The 16,573-nt window shown below is 65.0% G+C and carries 16 protein-coding genes; 7 read left to right on the top strand and 9 right to left on the bottom strand.

Annotated elements, in window-relative coordinates:
- The 3 genes from JHC57_RS15245 to JHC57_RS15235 all read right to left on the bottom strand — a co-directional run.
- On the bottom strand, nt 1-2,579 hold a 2,579-nt coding region (locus tag JHC57_RS15245), incomplete at its 3' end, for a TonB-dependent receptor (protein ID WP_294031009.1).
- Nucleotides 2,580-2,748: 169 nt separating this feature from the next.
- Nucleotides 2,749-3,900, bottom strand: coding sequence for a glycoside hydrolase family 88 protein (locus JHC57_RS15240; protein WP_294031008.1), 1,152 nt, complete (start codon nt 3,898-3,900; stop codon nt 2,749-2,751).
- Nucleotides 3,891-6,224, bottom strand: coding sequence for an exo 1,3/1,4-beta-D-glucan glucohydrolase (locus JHC57_RS15235; RefSeq protein ID WP_366928547.1), 2,334 nt, complete (start codon nt 6,222-6,224; stop codon nt 3,891-3,893). Before JHC57_RS15235 ends, JHC57_RS15240 begins: the two co-directional genes overlap by 10 nt.
- 264 nt (nt 6,225-6,488) lie before the next feature.
- Here JHC57_RS15235 and manD point away from each other — a divergent pair, with 264 nt between their 5' ends.
- The 7 genes from manD to JHC57_RS15200 all read left to right on the top strand — a co-directional run bounded on the left by manD (nt 6,489) and on the right by JHC57_RS15200 (nt 11,324).
- Nucleotides 6,489-7,700 carry a D-mannonate dehydratase ManD gene (manD, locus tag JHC57_RS15230; protein ID WP_294031006.1) on the top strand — a complete coding sequence of 404 codons (1,212 nt, stop codon included), beginning with the start codon at nt 6,489-6,491 and terminating at the stop codon, nt 7,698-7,700.
- Nucleotides 7,700-8,593, top strand: a complete 894-nt coding sequence (locus JHC57_RS15225) for a DUF4861 family protein (RefSeq protein WP_294031004.1) — start codon at nt 7,700-7,702, stop codon at nt 8,591-8,593. Before manD ends, JHC57_RS15225 begins: the two co-directional genes overlap by 1 nt.
- A gap of 33 nt (nt 8,594-8,626) precedes the next feature.
- Complete coding sequence (locus JHC57_RS15220) at nt 8,627-9,334, top strand: FadR/GntR family transcriptional regulator (protein WP_294031002.1); 708 nt, start codon at nt 8,627-8,629, stop codon at nt 9,332-9,334.
- A gap of 116 nt (nt 9,335-9,450) precedes the next feature.
- On the top strand, nt 9,451-9,930 hold the full coding sequence (locus tag JHC57_RS15215; protein WP_294031000.1) for a helix-turn-helix transcriptional regulator: 480 nt from the start codon (nt 9,451-9,453) through the stop codon (nt 9,928-9,930).
- 58 nt (nt 9,931-9,988) lie between these two features.
- Nucleotides 9,989-10,357, top strand: coding sequence for a hypothetical protein (locus JHC57_RS15210; protein WP_294030998.1), 369 nt, complete (start codon nt 9,989-9,991; stop codon nt 10,355-10,357).
- Nucleotides 10,358-10,382: 25 nt separating this feature from the next.
- Nucleotides 10,383-10,796: a hypothetical protein gene (locus JHC57_RS15205; RefSeq protein ID WP_294030996.1), complete on the top strand. Its 414-nt coding sequence runs from the start codon at nt 10,383-10,385 to the stop codon at nt 10,794-10,796.
- 24 nt (nt 10,797-10,820) lie between these two features.
- Nucleotides 10,821-11,324 (top strand): winged helix DNA-binding protein, encoded by a 504-nt coding sequence (locus JHC57_RS15200; RefSeq protein WP_294030995.1) that lies wholly within the window; start codon nt 10,821-10,823, stop codon nt 11,322-11,324.
- A gap of 59 nt (nt 11,325-11,383) precedes the next feature.
- On the opposite strand, the gene JHC57_RS15195 is transcribed toward JHC57_RS15200, so the two are convergent.
- The 6 genes from JHC57_RS15195 to JHC57_RS15170 form a co-directional block, all read right to left on the bottom strand.
- Nucleotides 11,384-12,130 (bottom strand): sigma-70 family RNA polymerase sigma factor, encoded by a 747-nt coding sequence (locus JHC57_RS15195; RefSeq protein ID WP_294030993.1) that lies wholly within the window; start codon nt 12,128-12,130, stop codon nt 11,384-11,386.
- A complete protein-coding gene (gene flhA / locus JHC57_RS15190; RefSeq protein WP_294030991.1) occupies nt 12,120-14,243 on the bottom strand; it encodes a flagellar biosynthesis protein FlhA in 2,124 nt (707 codons plus the stop codon). Before flhA ends, JHC57_RS15195 begins: the two co-directional genes overlap by 11 nt.
- Nucleotides 14,240-15,067, bottom strand: coding sequence for a transglycosylase SLT domain-containing protein (locus JHC57_RS15185; protein WP_294030990.1), 828 nt, complete (start codon nt 15,065-15,067; stop codon nt 14,240-14,242). The genes flhA and JHC57_RS15185 overlap by 4 nt, the downstream gene beginning before the upstream one ends.
- 80 nt (nt 15,068-15,147) lie before the next feature.
- Nucleotides 15,148-15,441: a hypothetical protein gene (locus JHC57_RS15180; RefSeq protein ID WP_294030988.1), complete on the bottom strand. Its 294-nt coding sequence runs from the start codon at nt 15,439-15,441 to the stop codon at nt 15,148-15,150.
- Nucleotides 15,442-15,452: 11 nt separating this feature from the next.
- On the bottom strand, nt 15,453-15,752 hold the full coding sequence (gene flgM / locus JHC57_RS15175) for a flagellar biosynthesis anti-sigma factor FlgM (RefSeq protein WP_294030987.1): 300 nt from the start codon (nt 15,750-15,752) through the stop codon (nt 15,453-15,455).
- 170 nt (nt 15,753-15,922) lie between these two features.
- Nucleotides 15,923-16,444, bottom strand: coding sequence for a flagella basal body P-ring formation protein FlgA (locus tag JHC57_RS15170; protein WP_294030986.1), 522 nt, complete (start codon nt 16,442-16,444; stop codon nt 15,923-15,925).
- Nucleotides 16,445-16,573 lie beyond the last annotated feature (129 nt).

Raw genomic sequence — 16,573 nt, 5'->3', positions numbered from 1 at the left:
TCGGGATATTCGAAATTGGCGAAGGCGCGGTTGACCGACCCCTGGATGCCGAAGCCGTCGAGCGGATCGGGCAGCCAGGTGAAGGCGTGGCTCGCGGTCGCTTCGATGCCATAGAGATGGCGCGTTTCGAGGTCGTTGGTCGGCGCGACCGGACTGATCGTGACGGTTTCGGTCACGGGCGCGCCGCCGTCGCGGATCGTCGTGATCGTGACGTCGGTGGGGATCGGCTCTTCGGCGCTGATCACCGTGCCCTTCGCCCATTTATAATAGCCGGCGACCGAGATCAGCGTATCCTGCGACGCATAGAGTTCGAGGCTGGCATCGAGGTTCCAGGCCCGCAGCGGCTTGAGGTTCGGGTTGCCGGTGGTCGCGTTGAAAATGATATTGTCGACGCCGCTGGCCGAGGTAGTCGGGTTGAGATTGACCCCCGCGCCGAAGCTTTCGATCCCCGACCGCGCGATTGCGCGATAGGCGGCGAGGCGCAGCTTGACCTCGTCCGACAGATCGAAGGCGATATTCGCCGATGGCAGGAAATAGTCATAGCTGCCCTTCGCGCGGTTCGTTTCGAGCGGGCGGCCGGGATCGACGCCGATCGAATATGTATCGCCGACCGTATCGACGACGATACGATAGGGTTGACGGAAACCGACCGAGGTGATGTCGGTCTTGACCCAGCGCAGGCCGACATTGCCGCTGAACGGCACGCTGCCCGCCGAGGATTCGAAATTCGCCATCGCATAGGCGGCATAGATGCGCTCGGTCACGTCGATGTCGCTCGGGTCGCGCCCATCGGCCGGATAGGGCAGCGCGTCATCGCTGCCGGCGAAGGTGCGGAACAGGCAGTCGTTGTCGAAGGTCGCCCATTTTGTGACGTTCGTACCCATGCCCCTCATGTAACTGGTGGTCGTGAAGGGGACGCGGCACTGCTGGTTCGCGCGTGTGATCAGCGCGGCGACCTCTGCCGGGGTGCCCGGGATCGTGTTGAGATCGGTGTTGCGCGCATTGTCGTTGGTGCGGTGGTGATCGGACACGCGGCCGCCGAACTTGATCCCGGTGAAAAAGCCGTCGAGCTCGCGGTCGATGTCGAGCCGTGCCGCCCAGATGCGGTCCTTGCGGTCGGTGACGAAACGGTTGCGCGCATAGACGGAATTGTTCGCGCTCGCGAGGAACAGGTTCGGATCGGTGATGTCGAAATTCTCGAACTCGACCACCGGCACGACATCGTCGTCCTCATAGCTCAGCGTATAGCCGACGCGGCGCGTCGAGCGCATGCGCGTCTGTTTTTGCGTCTCGGTGCGGTGGCTGTTCGAATAGGAGGCGTCGAACGATACGTTCCAACGGTCGGGCGACCAGATGAGGCTCAAGCCGCCGCCCAGATATTCCTCGATACGCCGACGCGTTTCGAGCTGGTTTTCGAGGTTCGAATTGCCGCGATAGCTGATCAGCGCGCCGGGCGAATAGCCATTGCTGCCGTTGCCGATGATCAGCGGCTGGACGCCGCGCAATCCCTCGGTGATGCCAAGGACGTTACGATCCTCGAGGCTGTTGCGCTTCGAATATTGGCCGTCGAGCGCGATTTCGAAATCGGGCGACGGGCGCCACTGGATCGCGCCGATCAGGCCGTCGCGGACTTCGGAGGTCGTCTGGGTGCGGAAACTGCGCGACGAATTGGCGAAATAGGCATCGCCGCGTGTCTCGCCGACCACTACGGGCGGAGTGCCGGCGCTGCGCGGGCCGGTCGCGAAGGTGCAATTCTGGTTGGCGCCGGCGCCCGTCTGTACCGCGGTCGAGCCCGTCAGCTGGAAGGGGTTGTTAGCCGAGGTGTTGCAGAGCTGGAAGGTCGAATTGGCGTTGTAATAGTCCTCGGGCGCGGTCGTGTCCTGCCGCTGGTAGCCGATCGACACGCCGATATCGCCGATGCCGGTCGAATATTGGTCGGTGTAGGAGAAGTTGGCGCGATAGCCGAGGCCGTCATGCTGGTAGACGTCATTGTCCTGCGGCTGGAAATCGCCGCGTACCTCGAACTGGATACGCCGCTTGCCGTAATCGAGCGGCTTCATCGAGCGTAGCTCGATGACCCCGCCGACGCCGCCTTCGAGGAAATCGGCGCGTTGCGATTTATAGACGAGCACGCCGTTGACGAGTTCGGACGGGAATTGCTGGAAGGCGACCGATCGGTCGGGCCCTGCGGTCGACACCTCGCGGCCGTTGAAGGTCGAGAAGCTCAAGGTCGGGCCGAGGCCGCGCACCGACAGTTCGTTGGCATTGCCCTTGAAGCGGTCGGCCGAGACGCCGACGATGCGTTCGAGCGTGTCGCCGACCGAATTGTCGGGAGTCGCGCCGATCTCGTCGCTGACGAGGCCGTCGACGACGACGTCGGCGGCGCGCTTGAACTCGATCGAGCTGCGCTGCGTCGCGCGGGTGCCGGTGACGAGGATCTCGTCGCCGCCGTCAACTGCCGCGGGCTGGTCGCTTTCGATTTCGGCAGGTGCCTCCTGGCTCCAGGCGGGGGCGGCAGTGGCAAGCGCGGCCGACGCGAGGAGCGCGGCGCGGGTCATCATGACCGGGCGTAATTTCATATTCCCTCTCCCTGTTCCACCGGTCGCGATGCCGGCGATGAATATTTGCTACCGGTGTCATTTTGCGAAAGAAAAATTGATACCGGTGTCATTTCAGATGTAATACAACTGTGGCGTGAAGTCAATCTAACTGCGACCTGCGGCCGAAAAGCGTTTCCGCCGGCCAATTTCAGAACTTCGGGCGCCTTTGCGACAGGTCGTACATGGCGGTGCCGGCGAGCAGGAAAGCGCCCGAGCCGTAAAATTGCGTCTCCTCGGCCGATACGCTGTCGGGGCGGTCGCCGACCTGCTGGACCCAGCCGAGCATGCCGTCGGGCTGCACCGCGCGCTGCAGCGCGGCCCAGCCGCGCACGGCCGCGGGCTCATAGACCTTGCGGTCGAGCAGGCCGTTGTCGACGCCCCAGGCGAAGGCGTAGGTGAAAAAGGCGGTGCCGCTCGATTCGGGCGGCGTGCCCGGATCCTGGTCGAGCAGCGACGCGGGCCAATATCCGTCGGGTTTTTGCAGTGTGACGAGTTTCGCCGCCATCTTTCTGAAGAGAGCTTCATAATAGCGCCGCTGCGGATCGTCCTCGCCCAGCACCTGCAGCACGCGGACGAGGCCGCCCATCACCCAGCCGTTGCCGCGGCTCCAGAACAGTTTGCGCCCCTTGGCATCGCGCATCCCGAAAAAGCGGCTATCGCGGAAATACAGGTCTTCGCTCGGGTCGTAGAGATAGTCGGTCGTCGCCTTCCATTCGGCGTGGACGAAATCGGCATAGCGTTTGTCTCCGGTCGCGCTGCCGATGCGCAGCATCGTCGGCGGCGCCATGAACAGAGCATCGCACCAGCACCAGCGTTCGGTGCATAGTGAATAGCCTCCGCCCGGCTGGGTAGGGACGAATTCGAGACTGTTCGTCCGGCGGTTGGTAAAGACATTGTCGAAATAGGCCCTTGCCGGACCGAGCGCCTCGGCACCGCCGCCGTTGCGCGCCGCCCATTCCCACGCCTGCGCGATCAGCTGGTCGTCGGCATGGTAGGCGAGCTTGCCGAGCTGCCATTTCTGCGCGCGGCCAAGCTCGACGACGGGGTCGCGATAGCGCGCGTCCCGTTCGGCGAGATCGGTGAGCGCGACCCAGAAGGTTGCCTGCTGCCAGTCGCGCGGTTCGCGCACGCTCGGCCGCGCGGCGGGCATCTTGTCCCAGGCTTCGCGATGCGCAAGCTGCCAGTCGGCGACGCGGCGCGTCTGGGCGAGGATCTCCGCGGGCTTCGGCATGACGGGTTCGGCTGGCGCCACCGCTGCGGCAGGGGCGGTCATCATCAGGGCAAAAAGGCTCAGCGACATGGCGTTTCCTTTACGGGCGTTAGGGCGATCGAGGAGAGGGTAAGACGCATCGGCATGCCCGACGAAAGCGCGAAAGGCGCGGTGACTTTATCGAGCTGCGCGCCGGACAGGCAGGCGAGCGGGACCGACAGCGTCTGCCAGCCCTTGGCTGCGATAGCGGAGAGGCGTGGCGCGATATCGAGCCGCGCCGTGCAGCCGGCGCCGCAGCGCAGTTCGAGCGTCGCGGGTCCGGCGGGCGCCTGATCGACACGGAGGTCGAGCGTGAGCGCGAGCGGCCCGGCACGCGACAGGTCGGCGGCACGCGGGTTGGCGACGATCAGCGTCCCGCGCGACCTGCCCGACCAGATGATTTCGCGCGCATCCTCCTGCGCATCCCGGTCGACGGGGCGCACCGCGATCGCGCCATTGTCCGCGGCGCCGCTGATCACCTGCGGGCTGTCGTTGGCACCGTCGATCTGGAGCAGCCGGGTGCCGACCGCGCGGCCGCGCGCGAAGATCGGGCCCGTGAGCGGTTGTTCGACGACGATGCCGGGGTCTTCGGAAAGCCGCGACGCGGACTTGCGGTCGGTGAGGGTGAGGCCGAATCCGAAGGGATAGAGTGGCTTGTAGTCCGGATCGCCCACATTGAGCGGCGCGCCCTTCGCGTCGGCGGGCCAGGAGAAGGGAAGCTTGCCCTTGAAGTCCGCCTTGCCGAACAGGACATCGGCGACCCCGCCGCCTTCGGACCCCGGGAGCCACGCCGCGACGAATGCGTCGGCGGCGTTGATATGGCGATTGACCCAAAGCGGCCGGCCCGAAAGGAAGATCGCAACGACGGGAATGCCCGCAGCCTTCAGCCGCTTCATCACGTCGAGATTGCCGCGCGTATCGTCGAAATAGAGGTCGGCGCGGTCGCCCTGGAATTCGGCATAAGGATCCTCGCCGAACACGACGATCGCCGCATCGGGTCTGGTCGTGAAGCGGCCCTCCACCGACAGCTCGGCGGTGCCGCCGCCTGCCGTCACGGCGTCGCGCACGCCGGCGAAGATCGAGGTCGCGCCGGGGAAATGCCCGGGTAGCGTGCCGGTGCCTTGCCAGGTAAGCGTCCAGCCGCCCGATTGCTTGGCGACATTGTCGGCCCCGTCGCCCGCGACGAGGATGCGGGTGTCGGTTTTGAGCGGAAGCACCCCGTCATTCCGGAGCAGGACAAGCGATTCGCGCACCGCCTGCCGTGCCACGGCGCGATGTTCGGGCGCGCCGAGAAGCTCGTAACGCGCGGCATAGGGCCGCGCTGAAGGCTTGCCCTCCTCGAACAGGCCGGTGCGCAGCTTGACGCGCAATATGCGGCGCACCGCATCGTCGAGTCGCGCCATCGACAGCTTGCCCGATTGCGCCGCGGCAAGCGTGGAGGCGTAGAGACCCTTCCAGCTCGCGGGTCCCATATAGAGGTCGAGCCCCGCAGCGATCGACGCGGGGCAGTCGGTGGGCGAACAGCCCGGTACCTTGGCGTGGCCGTCCCAATCGCCGACGACGAGGCCGTCGAAGCCCCAGCGCTGCTTGAGTACGCCAGTAAGCAGGCTTTCATTGCCGTGCATCTTGACGCCATTCCACCCCGAAAAGCTCGCCATTACGCTTTGGACGTCGGCACCCAGCGCAGCGACGTAAGCGGGAGCGTGGAGGCGGATCAGCCCGGCCTCGTCGATCTTCGCATCGCCGCGGTCGCGGCCGTCCGAAGTGCCGCCGTCGGCCAGGAAATGCTTGGCGGTGGCGATGATGTGGGCGCCCCTGAGCCAGTCGGCGTCGCCTTTCCGTCCCTGAATGCCGTGGACGAGTGCGGCGGCATAGGATTCAGCGATAGCCGGATCCTCGCCGAAGCTTTCATAGGTGCGGCCCCAGCGGTCGTCGCGCGCGACCGCGATCGTCGGTGCGAAGGTCCAGTCGAGCCCTGTCACGCGCATCTCGGTCGCGGTGACCTCGCCGATCCTTTCCATCAACGCGGGATTTCGCGCCGCGCCGAGACCGATATTGTGCGGAAAGAGCGTTGCGCCGACGATGTTGTTGTGGCCGTGGACCGCATCCGACCCCCACATGACAGGGATGCGTGGCAGGTCGCCGTTCGGACGCATCGACGCCTCATAATAGGCATCGGCTGCCGCGACCCACGCCGAGGCCGGGCCGAATTCGTCGCCGCCGGGCGACGAACTGCCGCCGTTGAGGATCGAACCGAGATGATATTGCGCGACATCCTCGGGGGTCGTGCTGCCGATATCGCCCTGGATGATCTGCCCGACCTTCTGCTCGATCGACATCGCGGAAAGCAGCGCATCGATGCGCCTTTCGATCACCGGATCAACGGTGGGCGCGGACAGCGCGGGCCATAAATGGGGCTGCGCCGTGCCCGCGGGATCGGCAGCGCTGGAAGCCAGGCTGCAAAACAGCAGGGCGCCGGACAAACTTGCCGCGGCCATGGCGCGCCGGGCGCTTCGCATATTTCACCTCTCCCGATGACCCGGTCCGGCTTGCATGACACCGGTGACATATCTCTTTCCTTTTTAGCGGGAAGTCAATAAGGTTGTCACACAACTAGCCGTATGACCAGAGAGGACGGGATGCCGAAGATCTTGTCAGTCCGCGTGATATTGACCTCGCCGGGCCGCAATTTCACGACGCTGAAGATCGAATGCGACGACGGCACCACCGGTGTCGGCGACGCAACGCTCAACGGCCGCGAACTCGCGGTCGCGGCCTATCTTTCGGAGCATGTGATCCCCTGTCTGATCGGTCGCGACGCGCACCGGATCGAGGATATCTGGCAATATCTCTACAAGGGTGCCTATTGGCGGCGCGGTCCGGTGACGATGGCTGCGATCGCCGCGATCGACATGGCGCTGTGGGATATCAAGGGCAAGGTCGCCGGGCTGCCGGTCTATCAGTTGCTCGGCGGCGCGTCGCGCGAGGGCTGCATGGTCTATGGCCATGCCAACGGCACGACGATAGCGGACACGATCGAGGCGGCGCTCGATTACCAGCGGCAGGGTTACAAGGCGATCCGCCTGCAGTGCGGGGTGCCGGGCATGGCGTCGACCTATGGCGTCAGCAAGGACCGCTATTTCTACGAGCCAGCCGACAACGACCTGCCGACCGAGAATGTCTGGTCGACCGCGAAATATATGCGCATCGTGCCCGAACTCTTCGCCGCGGCGCGCGAGGCGCTCGGCTGGGACGTCCATCTGCTCCACGATATCCACCACCGGCTGACCCCGATCGAGGCGGCGCGTCTCGGCAAGGATCTCGAGCCCTGGCGGCCCTTCTGGATCGAGGATGCGACCCCCGCCGAGGATCAGGAGGCGTTTCGCCTGATCCGCGAGCACACGACGACGCCGCTCGCCGTCGGCGAGATTTTCTCGTCGGTCTGGGACTGCAAGGCGCTGATCGAGAACCGGCTGATCGACTATATCCGCGCAACCGTGCTCCACGCGGGCGGGATCACCCATATGCGCCAGATCGCCTCGCTCGCCGACCTTTATCAGGTCCGCACCGGCTGCCACGGCGCGACCGACCTGTCGCCGGTGACGATGGCGGCGGCGCTCCACCTCGGGCTGGCGATCCCGAACTTCGGAATCCAGGAATATATGCGCCATACCCCGGAAACCGACGCTGTCTTTCCGCATGCCTGGCGCTTTGCGGACGGCATGCTCCACCCCGGCGACGCGCCGGGGCTCGGCGTCGACATCGATGAGGCGCTCGCCGGAACTTTTCCTTATGCCCGCGCCTATCTGCCGGTGAACCGGCTCGAGGACGGAACAATGTGGAGTTGGTGATGCGAACAATCTTTCTTGCGCTGGCGTTGCTCGCCGCCCCGGCGATCGGGCAGGAGCACAAGCCGATGCGGCCCGCGACGGCCGACGAGCAAAAGGCGCGCGCCGCGGTGGTGATCGCCGACTATCGCTTCGATGATCTGCTCTGGGAAAACGACCGGATCGCATACCGCATTTATGGCCACGCGCTTGAAAAGGCGGAGCCCCCCTCGTCGTCGGGGATCGACGCGTGGGGCAAGCGCGTGCGCTGGCCTTTCATGGACCGCCAGCTGCGCACCGGCGACCAGCATGCCGACCATGGCGAGGGGGTCGATTTCTATAATGTCGGCACGGGGCGCGGGATCGGCGGTCTCGGCATCTGGCACGACAACAAGCTGTGGACCTCGCGCAACTATGTCCGGCCGCATATCCTGAAATCGGGACCCGACATCGCCGACTTCACCGTCGACTATGCGCCATGGCCGGTCGATACCCTGCGCACGGTGCAGGAGACGCGGCGCTTCACGCTGCCGGCGGGCACCAATTTCACACGGCTGACCTCGACCATCGCTTCGAACAGCGATGCCGAACTGATCGTCGGCATCGGCATTTCAAAGCGCCCGATCAATGGCGACAAGCCGGGCGAGATCGAAAAGGACAGCGCCGGCGCGCGGATGAGCTGGTGGGGTCCCGCCGATGGCGAAAAGGGCCGGATGGCGGCGGCGGTGATCGTCGATCCGGCCGCCTTCGCGGGCTTTGCCGAGGACTCCGACAATTATCTGATCCTCGTGCGCGTGCAGCCCGGACGCCCCTTCGTCTATTACAGTGGCGCGGCGTGGGACCGCGGCGGCGACTTTGCGACGCAGGCGGACTGGAACGGCTATGTCGACGCGCAGCGCGCCGATTTCAGGCCCTAGCCAGTTGCGAAACGCGATGATAACGCACCGGGTATGGCGGTAACCAAGGCGGCATCGCTGGCCGACGATCTGGTCCAGCGCTTCGAGGAGCAGATCGAAACGGGCGAGATGCCCGTCGGGTCGCGCTTCCCGACCGAAAGGGAAATCACCGAGAGTTTCGGCGTCAGCCGCACTGTCGTGCGCGAAGCCTATTCGCGGCTCGCAGCGCGAGGATTGCTCGAATCGCGGCGCGGTTCGGGCGCCTATGTTCCCGACGGCGCGCAATATCGTGCTTTTCAGGTCACCGCCGAAGAAATCGGCGAGATCGACGATGTGCTGAAGCTGCTCGAAATGCGCATGGGTTTCGAGGTCGAGATGGCCGACCTTGCCGCGCGGCGCCGGACCGACGCCGATCTGGCCGAACTGCGCCGGACGCTGGCCGCGATGGAGGACAGCAGTGACGTCGATGCGTCGGTTTCCGCGGACGCGGCCTTTCACGCCGCCATCGCGAGCGCGACGGGCAATCCCTATTTCCTGCGCTTCACCCAGTTTCTCGGCGTGCGGCTGGTGCCGTCGCGGCGACTTTATCTCCAGGGCGACGATCCGGTCCGGCACCAGCGCTATGCCCATACGATCAACCGCGACCATGAGGCGATCGTCGCGGCGATCGAGGCGGGAGACCCCGTCGCCGCGCGCCGCGCCGCGCGCCGGCACATCGAAAAGTCGATCCAGCGCTATCGCACGCTCAAGGAGGGCCGCTAGGGGCTCGTCGCTTGGCTGGCCGAATCGCGCGACACCGGTGACCGGGAATAGGGCAGACAGGAAATTAGCTGGCTACCGACCTTGATTTCGACTCGTGATGCTCTATTCCAACGGCCGTGCAAGGCGACCCCGACAATTACATCAGCCTGCTGTCTGCCGCGCAGATTGAAACGCTGCGGCATGTTTATGAGCACAAAAATTCCAAGCAGATTGCGCGGCTGATGAACGTTTCGCCCCATACCGTCGACGAGCGGGTTCGGCGTGTGTTAAAGAAACTTAATGTTTCTAACAGGATAGAGGCGGCGCGTATCCTGGCGGTTAACGGTGTCTTCGACCATGTTACCCCTTATCAGCCTTTGACATATCAACTGATCGACCTAGGCGAGGCCCCCAAGTCCGACGAAGGCGAACCGGGGCGCAGTTCGTTTCGGCGATTTTTCGATATTGGTTCGCCATTTCCTACCGCGTCCCAGCCGGCCAACCGGCATGGGTTGATGGAAAGGATAATCTGGCCGATCCTGATCGCATTTGCGACAATTTTGGCCTTCTCCGCCCTCTATTCGATCCTTGTCGGACTCGGTCGTGTTCTGACTTGATGTTCGAACGAATGCTGCGGGGGGGAACCGGTAGCATTCTTTTTCAAGGAAAAAGAAGATGCTGAATCAACGAGTTTCTGCGGCGAAGAAGATCGCTTCCGACCTGCACCACGCCGAAGACGCCATCGACGAGGCGATGATCCGTATCGCCCGGCTCGCCGCGACACTGCCCGCCGCCCGCCGCGAGACCAACATGTCCGCGATTGTCGGCCAGGAAGCGATGGCGAAGGTCGCGAATGCGCTCGCCGCCGCCGGGGAAGTCCGCCAGCTGCTGACCGATGCGCATCTGGCGCTTACGGTGACGCAGAAGGAAGTCGGACTTGGCGCGCGCATGTTCGGCGCGGGCGTCAAACCGGCGGCGAAGCTGGTCGACGAAGGCAGCAACGACCTGTCGGGCGCCAGGGCGCCGTTCGCGAAGGCCGGCTGATCCGCAAGAAAGGCTGACAGCCACAATGTGGTCCGTCGCGATCTATTATGTTGTACTGCTCATCACGGTGGCCGTCGCGATCAGACGCGGTGGCCCCCTTGAAAGATGGGCGGCTTACACCGCGCTGATCGCGTCGGTCCTCACCAGTGCCGTTACGCCCTTTCCGACCTGGACCGATATCGAACTGAATATCTTCGTCATAGACGTGCTGGTGCTGCTGAGCTTCTGGTTCATCGCCATGAAGGCGCACAGTTTCTGGCCCTACTGGATTACCGGGTGGCAGCTCATCGCCATCTTCGGGCACATCCAGAAATATATGTTCTCGGAGATACTGGCGCGACCCTATTCGCTCCTTTCGGTTTATATATCATACCCGATCCTGTTGCTGATCATCTATGCATCGGGATCGTCCGGTCGGCGGAACGACGTTACGGCCTGATATGTGGCTCCCCGGGAGCATCACATGCAGCAATTTTCGAACCAAGAAATTGCCGAGCTGAAATCGCGGGTCGACCAGATCCACGAACTGCTCGCAAGCCGCGGCAAGGACACGCCGGCAGCGACCGTGCGCGTCGTCGATCCCGCGCGGGCCGACGCGGCGCCGAAATCGGAGCTGCTCGACCAGCTGTCGTTCAGCATCCAGGTCCGGCGCATCCGCCGCAGCCATTTCGGCAGCGCCGAAATGTCGGGACCGGTCTGGGACATGATGCTCGACCTGATGCTGGCCGCCGCGAACGGCCGCGCGCTCGGTGCGAGCGACCTCGCGACCGGCGCCGGCGTGCCGCTGTCGTCGGGACTGCGTATGATAGCCGCGCTCGAAGGCCTTGGTTTCGTGCACCGGTCGATCGACGAACGCGACCGCCGCCGCACGATCGTGCGCCTGACTGACGGCGGGGCCGAACGCATGGCGAGCTATTTCGAAAAGATCGGCCGGATCCGGCAGGCGGTTCCGCCGCTGGCGGCCTGACTCTCCCCCCGGTCGGGCGCGGCGCCGACTGGTCGCGCGCGCCGTGCCCGGTGCCGCCGCTAGTCGGTCATTTCCTTCATCATGTGATCGACCTTGATCATCGCCTCACGCTTGATCTGGCAGATGCGCGCGGCGCTGACGTCGAGCGTCAGGCCGATCTCGTGGAGGTTGAGCTCCTCGAAGAAATAGAGCTGGAGCACCATCTGCTCGCGCTCGGAGAGGCGGCCGACACACTGGCGCAGCGCGCCCATCAGATCCTCCTGCTCGCAGCGCTCGTCGGCACCGGCATCCTCGTCAGCGGCAAGGAACGCCCCGATTTCGGTAAGTTCGTCGAGCGAGGTGGACCGACCGTGTGTCGCGTTGCGCTCGAGCGCGAAATAGTCCTCTGCCGACATGTCGAACGCGACCGCCATTTCGACGGGGGTCGGCGCGCGCATCAGCTGTTGTTCGAGCGCGGCGCGCATCGTCTGGATTCGCTTCGCCGCGACCATCGCCGAACGGCCGACATCGGCCTCGCGGCGTAGCTGGTCGATCATCGCGCCGCGGATGCGGGTTGTCGCATAGGTGGCGAAGGCGAAACCGCGTTCCTCATAATTCCGGCTCGCTTCGATCAGTGCGATCAGCCCGGTCTGGATGAGGTCGTCGAGTTCGCTCGTCCGCGATACGCGCGAAAACACCTGCCATGCGATCTTGCGGACCAGCGGCGAATATTCCTCGACCAGCGCCTCGACGTTCTCGCCATAGCCGCGCGCGCGCGGCGTCCGGCCGATCGGCCCGGCAAAATGCTCGGCGGGCTCAATTCTCATGCGGTTGGTCCTCCATATGGGCATCGGCCCCGGACGCGAGGCGCGGCACTTCGGCGCCGATCGTCGCGACGATTTCGGTCTGCTTGGTCGCCGGAATCTCGAGGTAGGAGATGACGGCGACGTCGGGGAAGGTCGCGCGCACGAGGCGCGAGAGAGCCGAGCGGCAGATCGGCGACGCGACGAGCGCGAAGCTGCGCGTCTGCAGCAGCAGCGGTTCGACCGCCTGGCCGACCTGTTCGATGATCGTCATCGCCATGCCGTGCTCGAACGGCCATTCGGCGGCGGGGTTGGCCCGTACCGCCTGATTCAGCAGCACTTCGACCTCGGGGCTGAAGGTGACGACGGGAAGCGGCATGCGGCTCGGCACGATCGTCTGGACGATCAGCGCGCCGATGCGCTGACGCACCGCTTCGACAAGATCGATCTCGCCGAGCTGCTGCGACGACAGCGCGACCATCGCCTCGGCGATCTTGCGGAAATCGCGCAGCGGCACGCGCTCGACGAGCAGTGCCTTGCAGAGGCTCGCGACGCGCGGCAGCGAATAGCCTTGCGGGCTCAGATTCTGGGCGAGCTGCGGATAATGCGACTTGAGATTGTCGAGCAGCGCCTGCGCGTCGTCGATGCCGAACAGTTCTGCGGCCGAGCCGACGATATTGTTGTTGAGGTGGGTGGCCACCACGGTGGCCGGATCGACGACGGTGTAGCCCGCCGCGATCGCTTCATTCTGCATCGCCTTCGGGATCCACAGCGCGTCGAGGCCGAAGGTCGGATCCTTGCACGGCCGGCCGGTCACCTTGGTGACGAGGTCGCCCGAATCGAGCGCTAGCATCTCGTTGGGGAAGACCTCGTCCTCGCCGACGATCACCCCGGCGACCGAGATGCGATAGACGTTGCCGGGCAGCGACAGGTCGTCGGTGACCTTCACCGGCGGCACGACGAAGCCGAGTTCCTTCGACAACTGACGGCGGATTCCCGTGATGCGCGTCATCAGCGGCGATCCCTTGCGTTCGTCGACGAGAGTGACGAGCGCATAGCCGATCTCGAGCTGACATGCGCTCGCGTCGCTGACATCGGCCCATTCGATATGCGACGGATCGGGCGCGGGCGCGGCGGGTTCGGGCAGGTCGGCGACCGCGGCTTCGGCGCGGCGGAGCTGCCAGCCGATACCGAACGCCAGCGCCGCGGCGGGCAGGATCAGCATCTGCGGCATCGCGGGCACGAGGCCGAGAATGAACAGGATGCCGCCGACCGCCATCCAGATTGCGGGCGAGGAGAACTGGCTGCCGATCTGGCCGCTGAGATCGAAGGGCGAGGAGACGCGGGTGACGATCGCGGCGGCGGCGATCGACAGCAAAAGCGCCGGGATCTGCGCGACGAGCGCGTCGCCGATCGCGAGCGTGATATAGGTGCTGCCGGCTTCGGACAGGCTGAGCCCGTGACTGAAGATGCCGAGGATCAGCCCGCCGACGATGTTGACGAAGAGGATCAGCAGGCCGGCGACGGCGTCGCCCTTCACGAATTTCGAGGCGCCGTCCATCGACCCGTAGAAATCGGCTTCGGTGCCGACTTCGACGCGGCGCGCCTTCGCCTCTTCGGGGGTGAGCAGACCGGCATTGAGATCGGCGTCGATCGCCATCTGCTTGCCGGGAAGGGCGTCGAGCGTGAAGCGCGCCGACACTTCGGATACGCGGCCCGCGCCCTTGGTGATCACGATCAGGTTGATGATCATCAGCACGACGAAAACGAACAGGCCGACGACATAATCGCCGCCGATCAGTACTTGGCCGAATGCCTCGATGACATGGCCCGCCGAGGCGGTGCCTTCGTGGCCGTGGACGAGTACGACGCGCGTCGAGGCGACATTCAGCGCGAGGCGGAACAGCGTCGCGAGCAGCAGCACGGTCGGGAATGCCGAGAAGTCGAGCGGTTTCGACGCCTGCAGCGCGACCATCAGGATCAGGAGGCTGATCATGATGTTCGCGACGAAGCTGATGTCGAGGATCAGCGGCGAAACCGGGATCACCATCAGCGCGACGAGGATCAGCATCCCCGCCGGCAGCGCGGAGACGCCGGCGAAGCGTGCGAAATTGCGAAGGCTGAAGCCCGCGGTCATGCCGCGCCTCCCGAAAGCGACGCAAGCCGCCGATAGGCATCGGCGGCAAAGCCCATCGAGAGCTTCTTCGGCATAGGCTGGATATCCATCATCTGAAGCGGAGGACGTCCCCCGCCGGCGCCCGCAAGGCCGCTCGAACTGCTCGCCTGCGCGTGCCAGCCCGAGGGGGCGAAGGGCTTCATATTTTCGATCTTGCCGCCGTCCTCGAGTTTCACGCGAAAGCGTTCGCGGATCTCGGCAAGGCTGCGCATGCTGCCGTCGGGGGCATAGAAGACCGAGTGGTTGGCGGCGGCCGCCTCGGGCATCATCGATGCGCCGGGCTGGTCGGGATTGGCCTCGAGCGCGGTAAGGAATTTGGCGGCGCCGCCGCTTCCCAGGAAATGCGCGAGATAGAGGTCGACGGGCTCGGCAGCACGGCCGATCCGGCTTTCGAGATAGTCGCGATTGTCGCCGGTGAGCGCTGCGGCCATGCTCGACGACGCCGTCGGATCGTCGCGCAGGTCGAGTATCTGCTGGCGGAGGACGGGGTCGGCGACGGTCAGCCGGCCCGATGCGTCGCGGCCGATCGCGTCGGCAGCCCAGGCGAGGCCGTGGTTCGCGCCATGGCGATCGAGCGTCGCGAGCCAGGTCTGCCTGGTGAACTGATAGAGGCCGCGCGCCGACGAGGTCGGCGCCTTCGCAGTCGGATTATAGCCGCTTTCGACGCGCGCGACGTCGAACAGATAATCGAAATCGATCCCCGTGCGCGCCGACGCGTTCTGCACCGCGTCCATGACGGGTGCCGCGACGCGGTTCGCTGCATTGGAGTTGTTGATTGCGTTCATGGCTCTTGGTTCCGCTTGTTCAGCAGACCAAAAGCAATCATCGTGCCATTTCGAGGAAATGCCCGGAAATTAACTATGCATCAGTAGCTTAAAGCCGCGCCCCGCGGTTTGATGCCGCGGATTTCATGATTCTTGTCAATCCTCTGACGCGTCCAGTTCTTCAGGATATTGACGCGCATTGCGGCGGCTTCGAGCTGGCTCAGCGTCTGGCCCATCAGCGCGCGCGCGCGATGCTCGCTCCCCGCGGGGATGGCCGTTCCGCGGAACAGGATAACAGCGGTCGCAAGCTCCTCGGTCGCAGCGATGATCGCGCCGGCGTCGTGCCCGTCGAGCGCGCCGACCAGATCGTTGAGTCGCGATTGCAGGACTTCCATCTGTGCCTGCATCATTCGCCCCCGCGGCTGTGGAAATCGAGCATCGCGCTCGCGATGATCGCGGGGTGGACGCCATAGCTGCCGTTTCCGATCGCGGTGCGCAGCGACGCGACGCGTGCGACGTCGACCGGCGGCGCCTGGTCGGCGAGGCTGGTTGCGAGGCGGCTCAGGCGCGCGGTCGGCAGATTGTCCTGCGCCGGCTGGAGCTGCGCCGGCGCACGCATCGCCGCGACCGTCTCGCCGGCGACCTTGCGCAGCGGGCCGGTGCGGCCGATGCCGCCGACTGGTCCGATCTTGCTGTCACCCGACATAAAGGCCTCCATCCGGTGCCGTCAGAAAAGTGACGACGCGGTTCACGAAGGCTTTAACGGACGCTGTTTCGGGCGATTAAGGCCGCTCATCGCAAAAAAGAGAAAAGAAAGGCCCGGCGCCGTCGGAAAGCCGACAGCCCGGGCCTGTGCGTGCGTAAGCGAGGGAGGAGTCAGTCGTCGAGGCGGGCGCGGCCGGCTCCAGTGACGGTCGCACTGAGCGTCGATTTGGCATCGTTTCCGCGCAGGGCGATCGTTTCGCCAAGGCGACCATCCTGCGTCGCGATAGCGGCATAGCTGATCGAATAGGTGGCGGTTTCGATCGTCACGCGGACGTTGTCGCCGCGGCGAATGACGGGTGCACTTGCCGTGGGACGAACGAAACTGGCCGCGACCGGCGACGCATCGGTGGGACCGGTCATCGGTACGCGCAGGCGCCAGCCGAGCGAGGCGCAGCGGACCGCGAGTGTCTGGGCGTCGATCGCGGTGACCGATGCCTGTTCGGGGCAGCGCGCGAGCTTGATGCGGCGATCGACCGGGATGGCGCTCCGGCCCATCGCATTGGCGACCATGTTGGTCAGTACGTCGATCGTCTGCCAATCCTCATTGCTCTGCTGCGCCTGTGCCGCGATCGGGGCGGCGAGCGAAACAGCGGCGGCGCAGGTTGCAAGGCGCACGAGAATGTTACGGAACAAGGTCCATCTCCTGTAGGTCCAAAATGGTCTCCCGATAATTTGCAGGAAGCGTGCCAGTCGCGGTTTGATGCGCGGTTTTGCGGCTCGGCGTGCGGCATCGTCAGATTTTTGACGAGCGTCGTTCACAGC

Source organism: Sphingopyxis sp., assembly GCF_016463645.1.
Lineage (GTDB): Bacteria > Pseudomonadota > Alphaproteobacteria > Sphingomonadales > Sphingomonadaceae > Sphingopyxis.
Note: the sequence above shows the minus strand (reverse complement) of the source record. Positions and strands in the feature narration are given on the sequence as shown.

Coding starts and splice junctions, on each gene's coding strand:
- JHC57_RS15240 (WP_294031008.1), bottom strand. CDS start 3,900: ATGTCGCTGAGCCTTTTTGCCCTGATGATGACCGCCCCTGCCGCAGCG.
- manD (WP_294031006.1), top strand. CDS start 6,489: ATGCCGAAGATCTTGTCAGTCCGCGTGATATTGACCTCGCCGGGCCGC.
- JHC57_RS15225 (WP_294031004.1), top strand. CDS start 7,700: ATGCGAACAATCTTTCTTGCGCTGGCGTTGCTCGCCGCCCCGGCGATC.
- JHC57_RS15220 (WP_294031002.1), top strand. CDS start 8,627: ATGGCGGTAACCAAGGCGGCATCGCTGGCCGACGATCTGGTCCAGCGC.
- JHC57_RS15210 (WP_294030998.1), top strand. CDS start 9,989: ATGCTGAATCAACGAGTTTCTGCGGCGAAGAAGATCGCTTCCGACCTG.
- JHC57_RS15205 (WP_294030996.1), top strand. CDS start 10,383: ATGTGGTCCGTCGCGATCTATTATGTTGTACTGCTCATCACGGTGGCC.
- JHC57_RS15200 (WP_294030995.1), top strand. CDS start 10,821: ATGCAGCAATTTTCGAACCAAGAAATTGCCGAGCTGAAATCGCGGGTC.
- JHC57_RS15195 (WP_294030993.1), bottom strand. CDS start 12,130: ATGAGAATTGAGCCCGCCGAGCATTTTGCCGGGCCGATCGGCCGGACG.
- flhA (WP_294030991.1), bottom strand. CDS start 14,243: ATGACCGCGGGCTTCAGCCTTCGCAATTTCGCACGCTTCGCCGGCGTC.
- JHC57_RS15185 (WP_294030990.1), bottom strand. CDS start 15,067: ATGAACGCAATCAACAACTCCAATGCAGCGAACCGCGTCGCGGCACCC.
- JHC57_RS15180 (WP_294030988.1), bottom strand. CDS start 15,441: ATGGAAGTCCTGCAATCGCGACTCAACGATCTGGTCGGCGCGCTCGAC.
- flgM (WP_294030987.1), bottom strand. CDS start 15,752: ATGTCGGGTGACAGCAAGATCGGACCAGTCGGCGGCATCGGCCGCACC.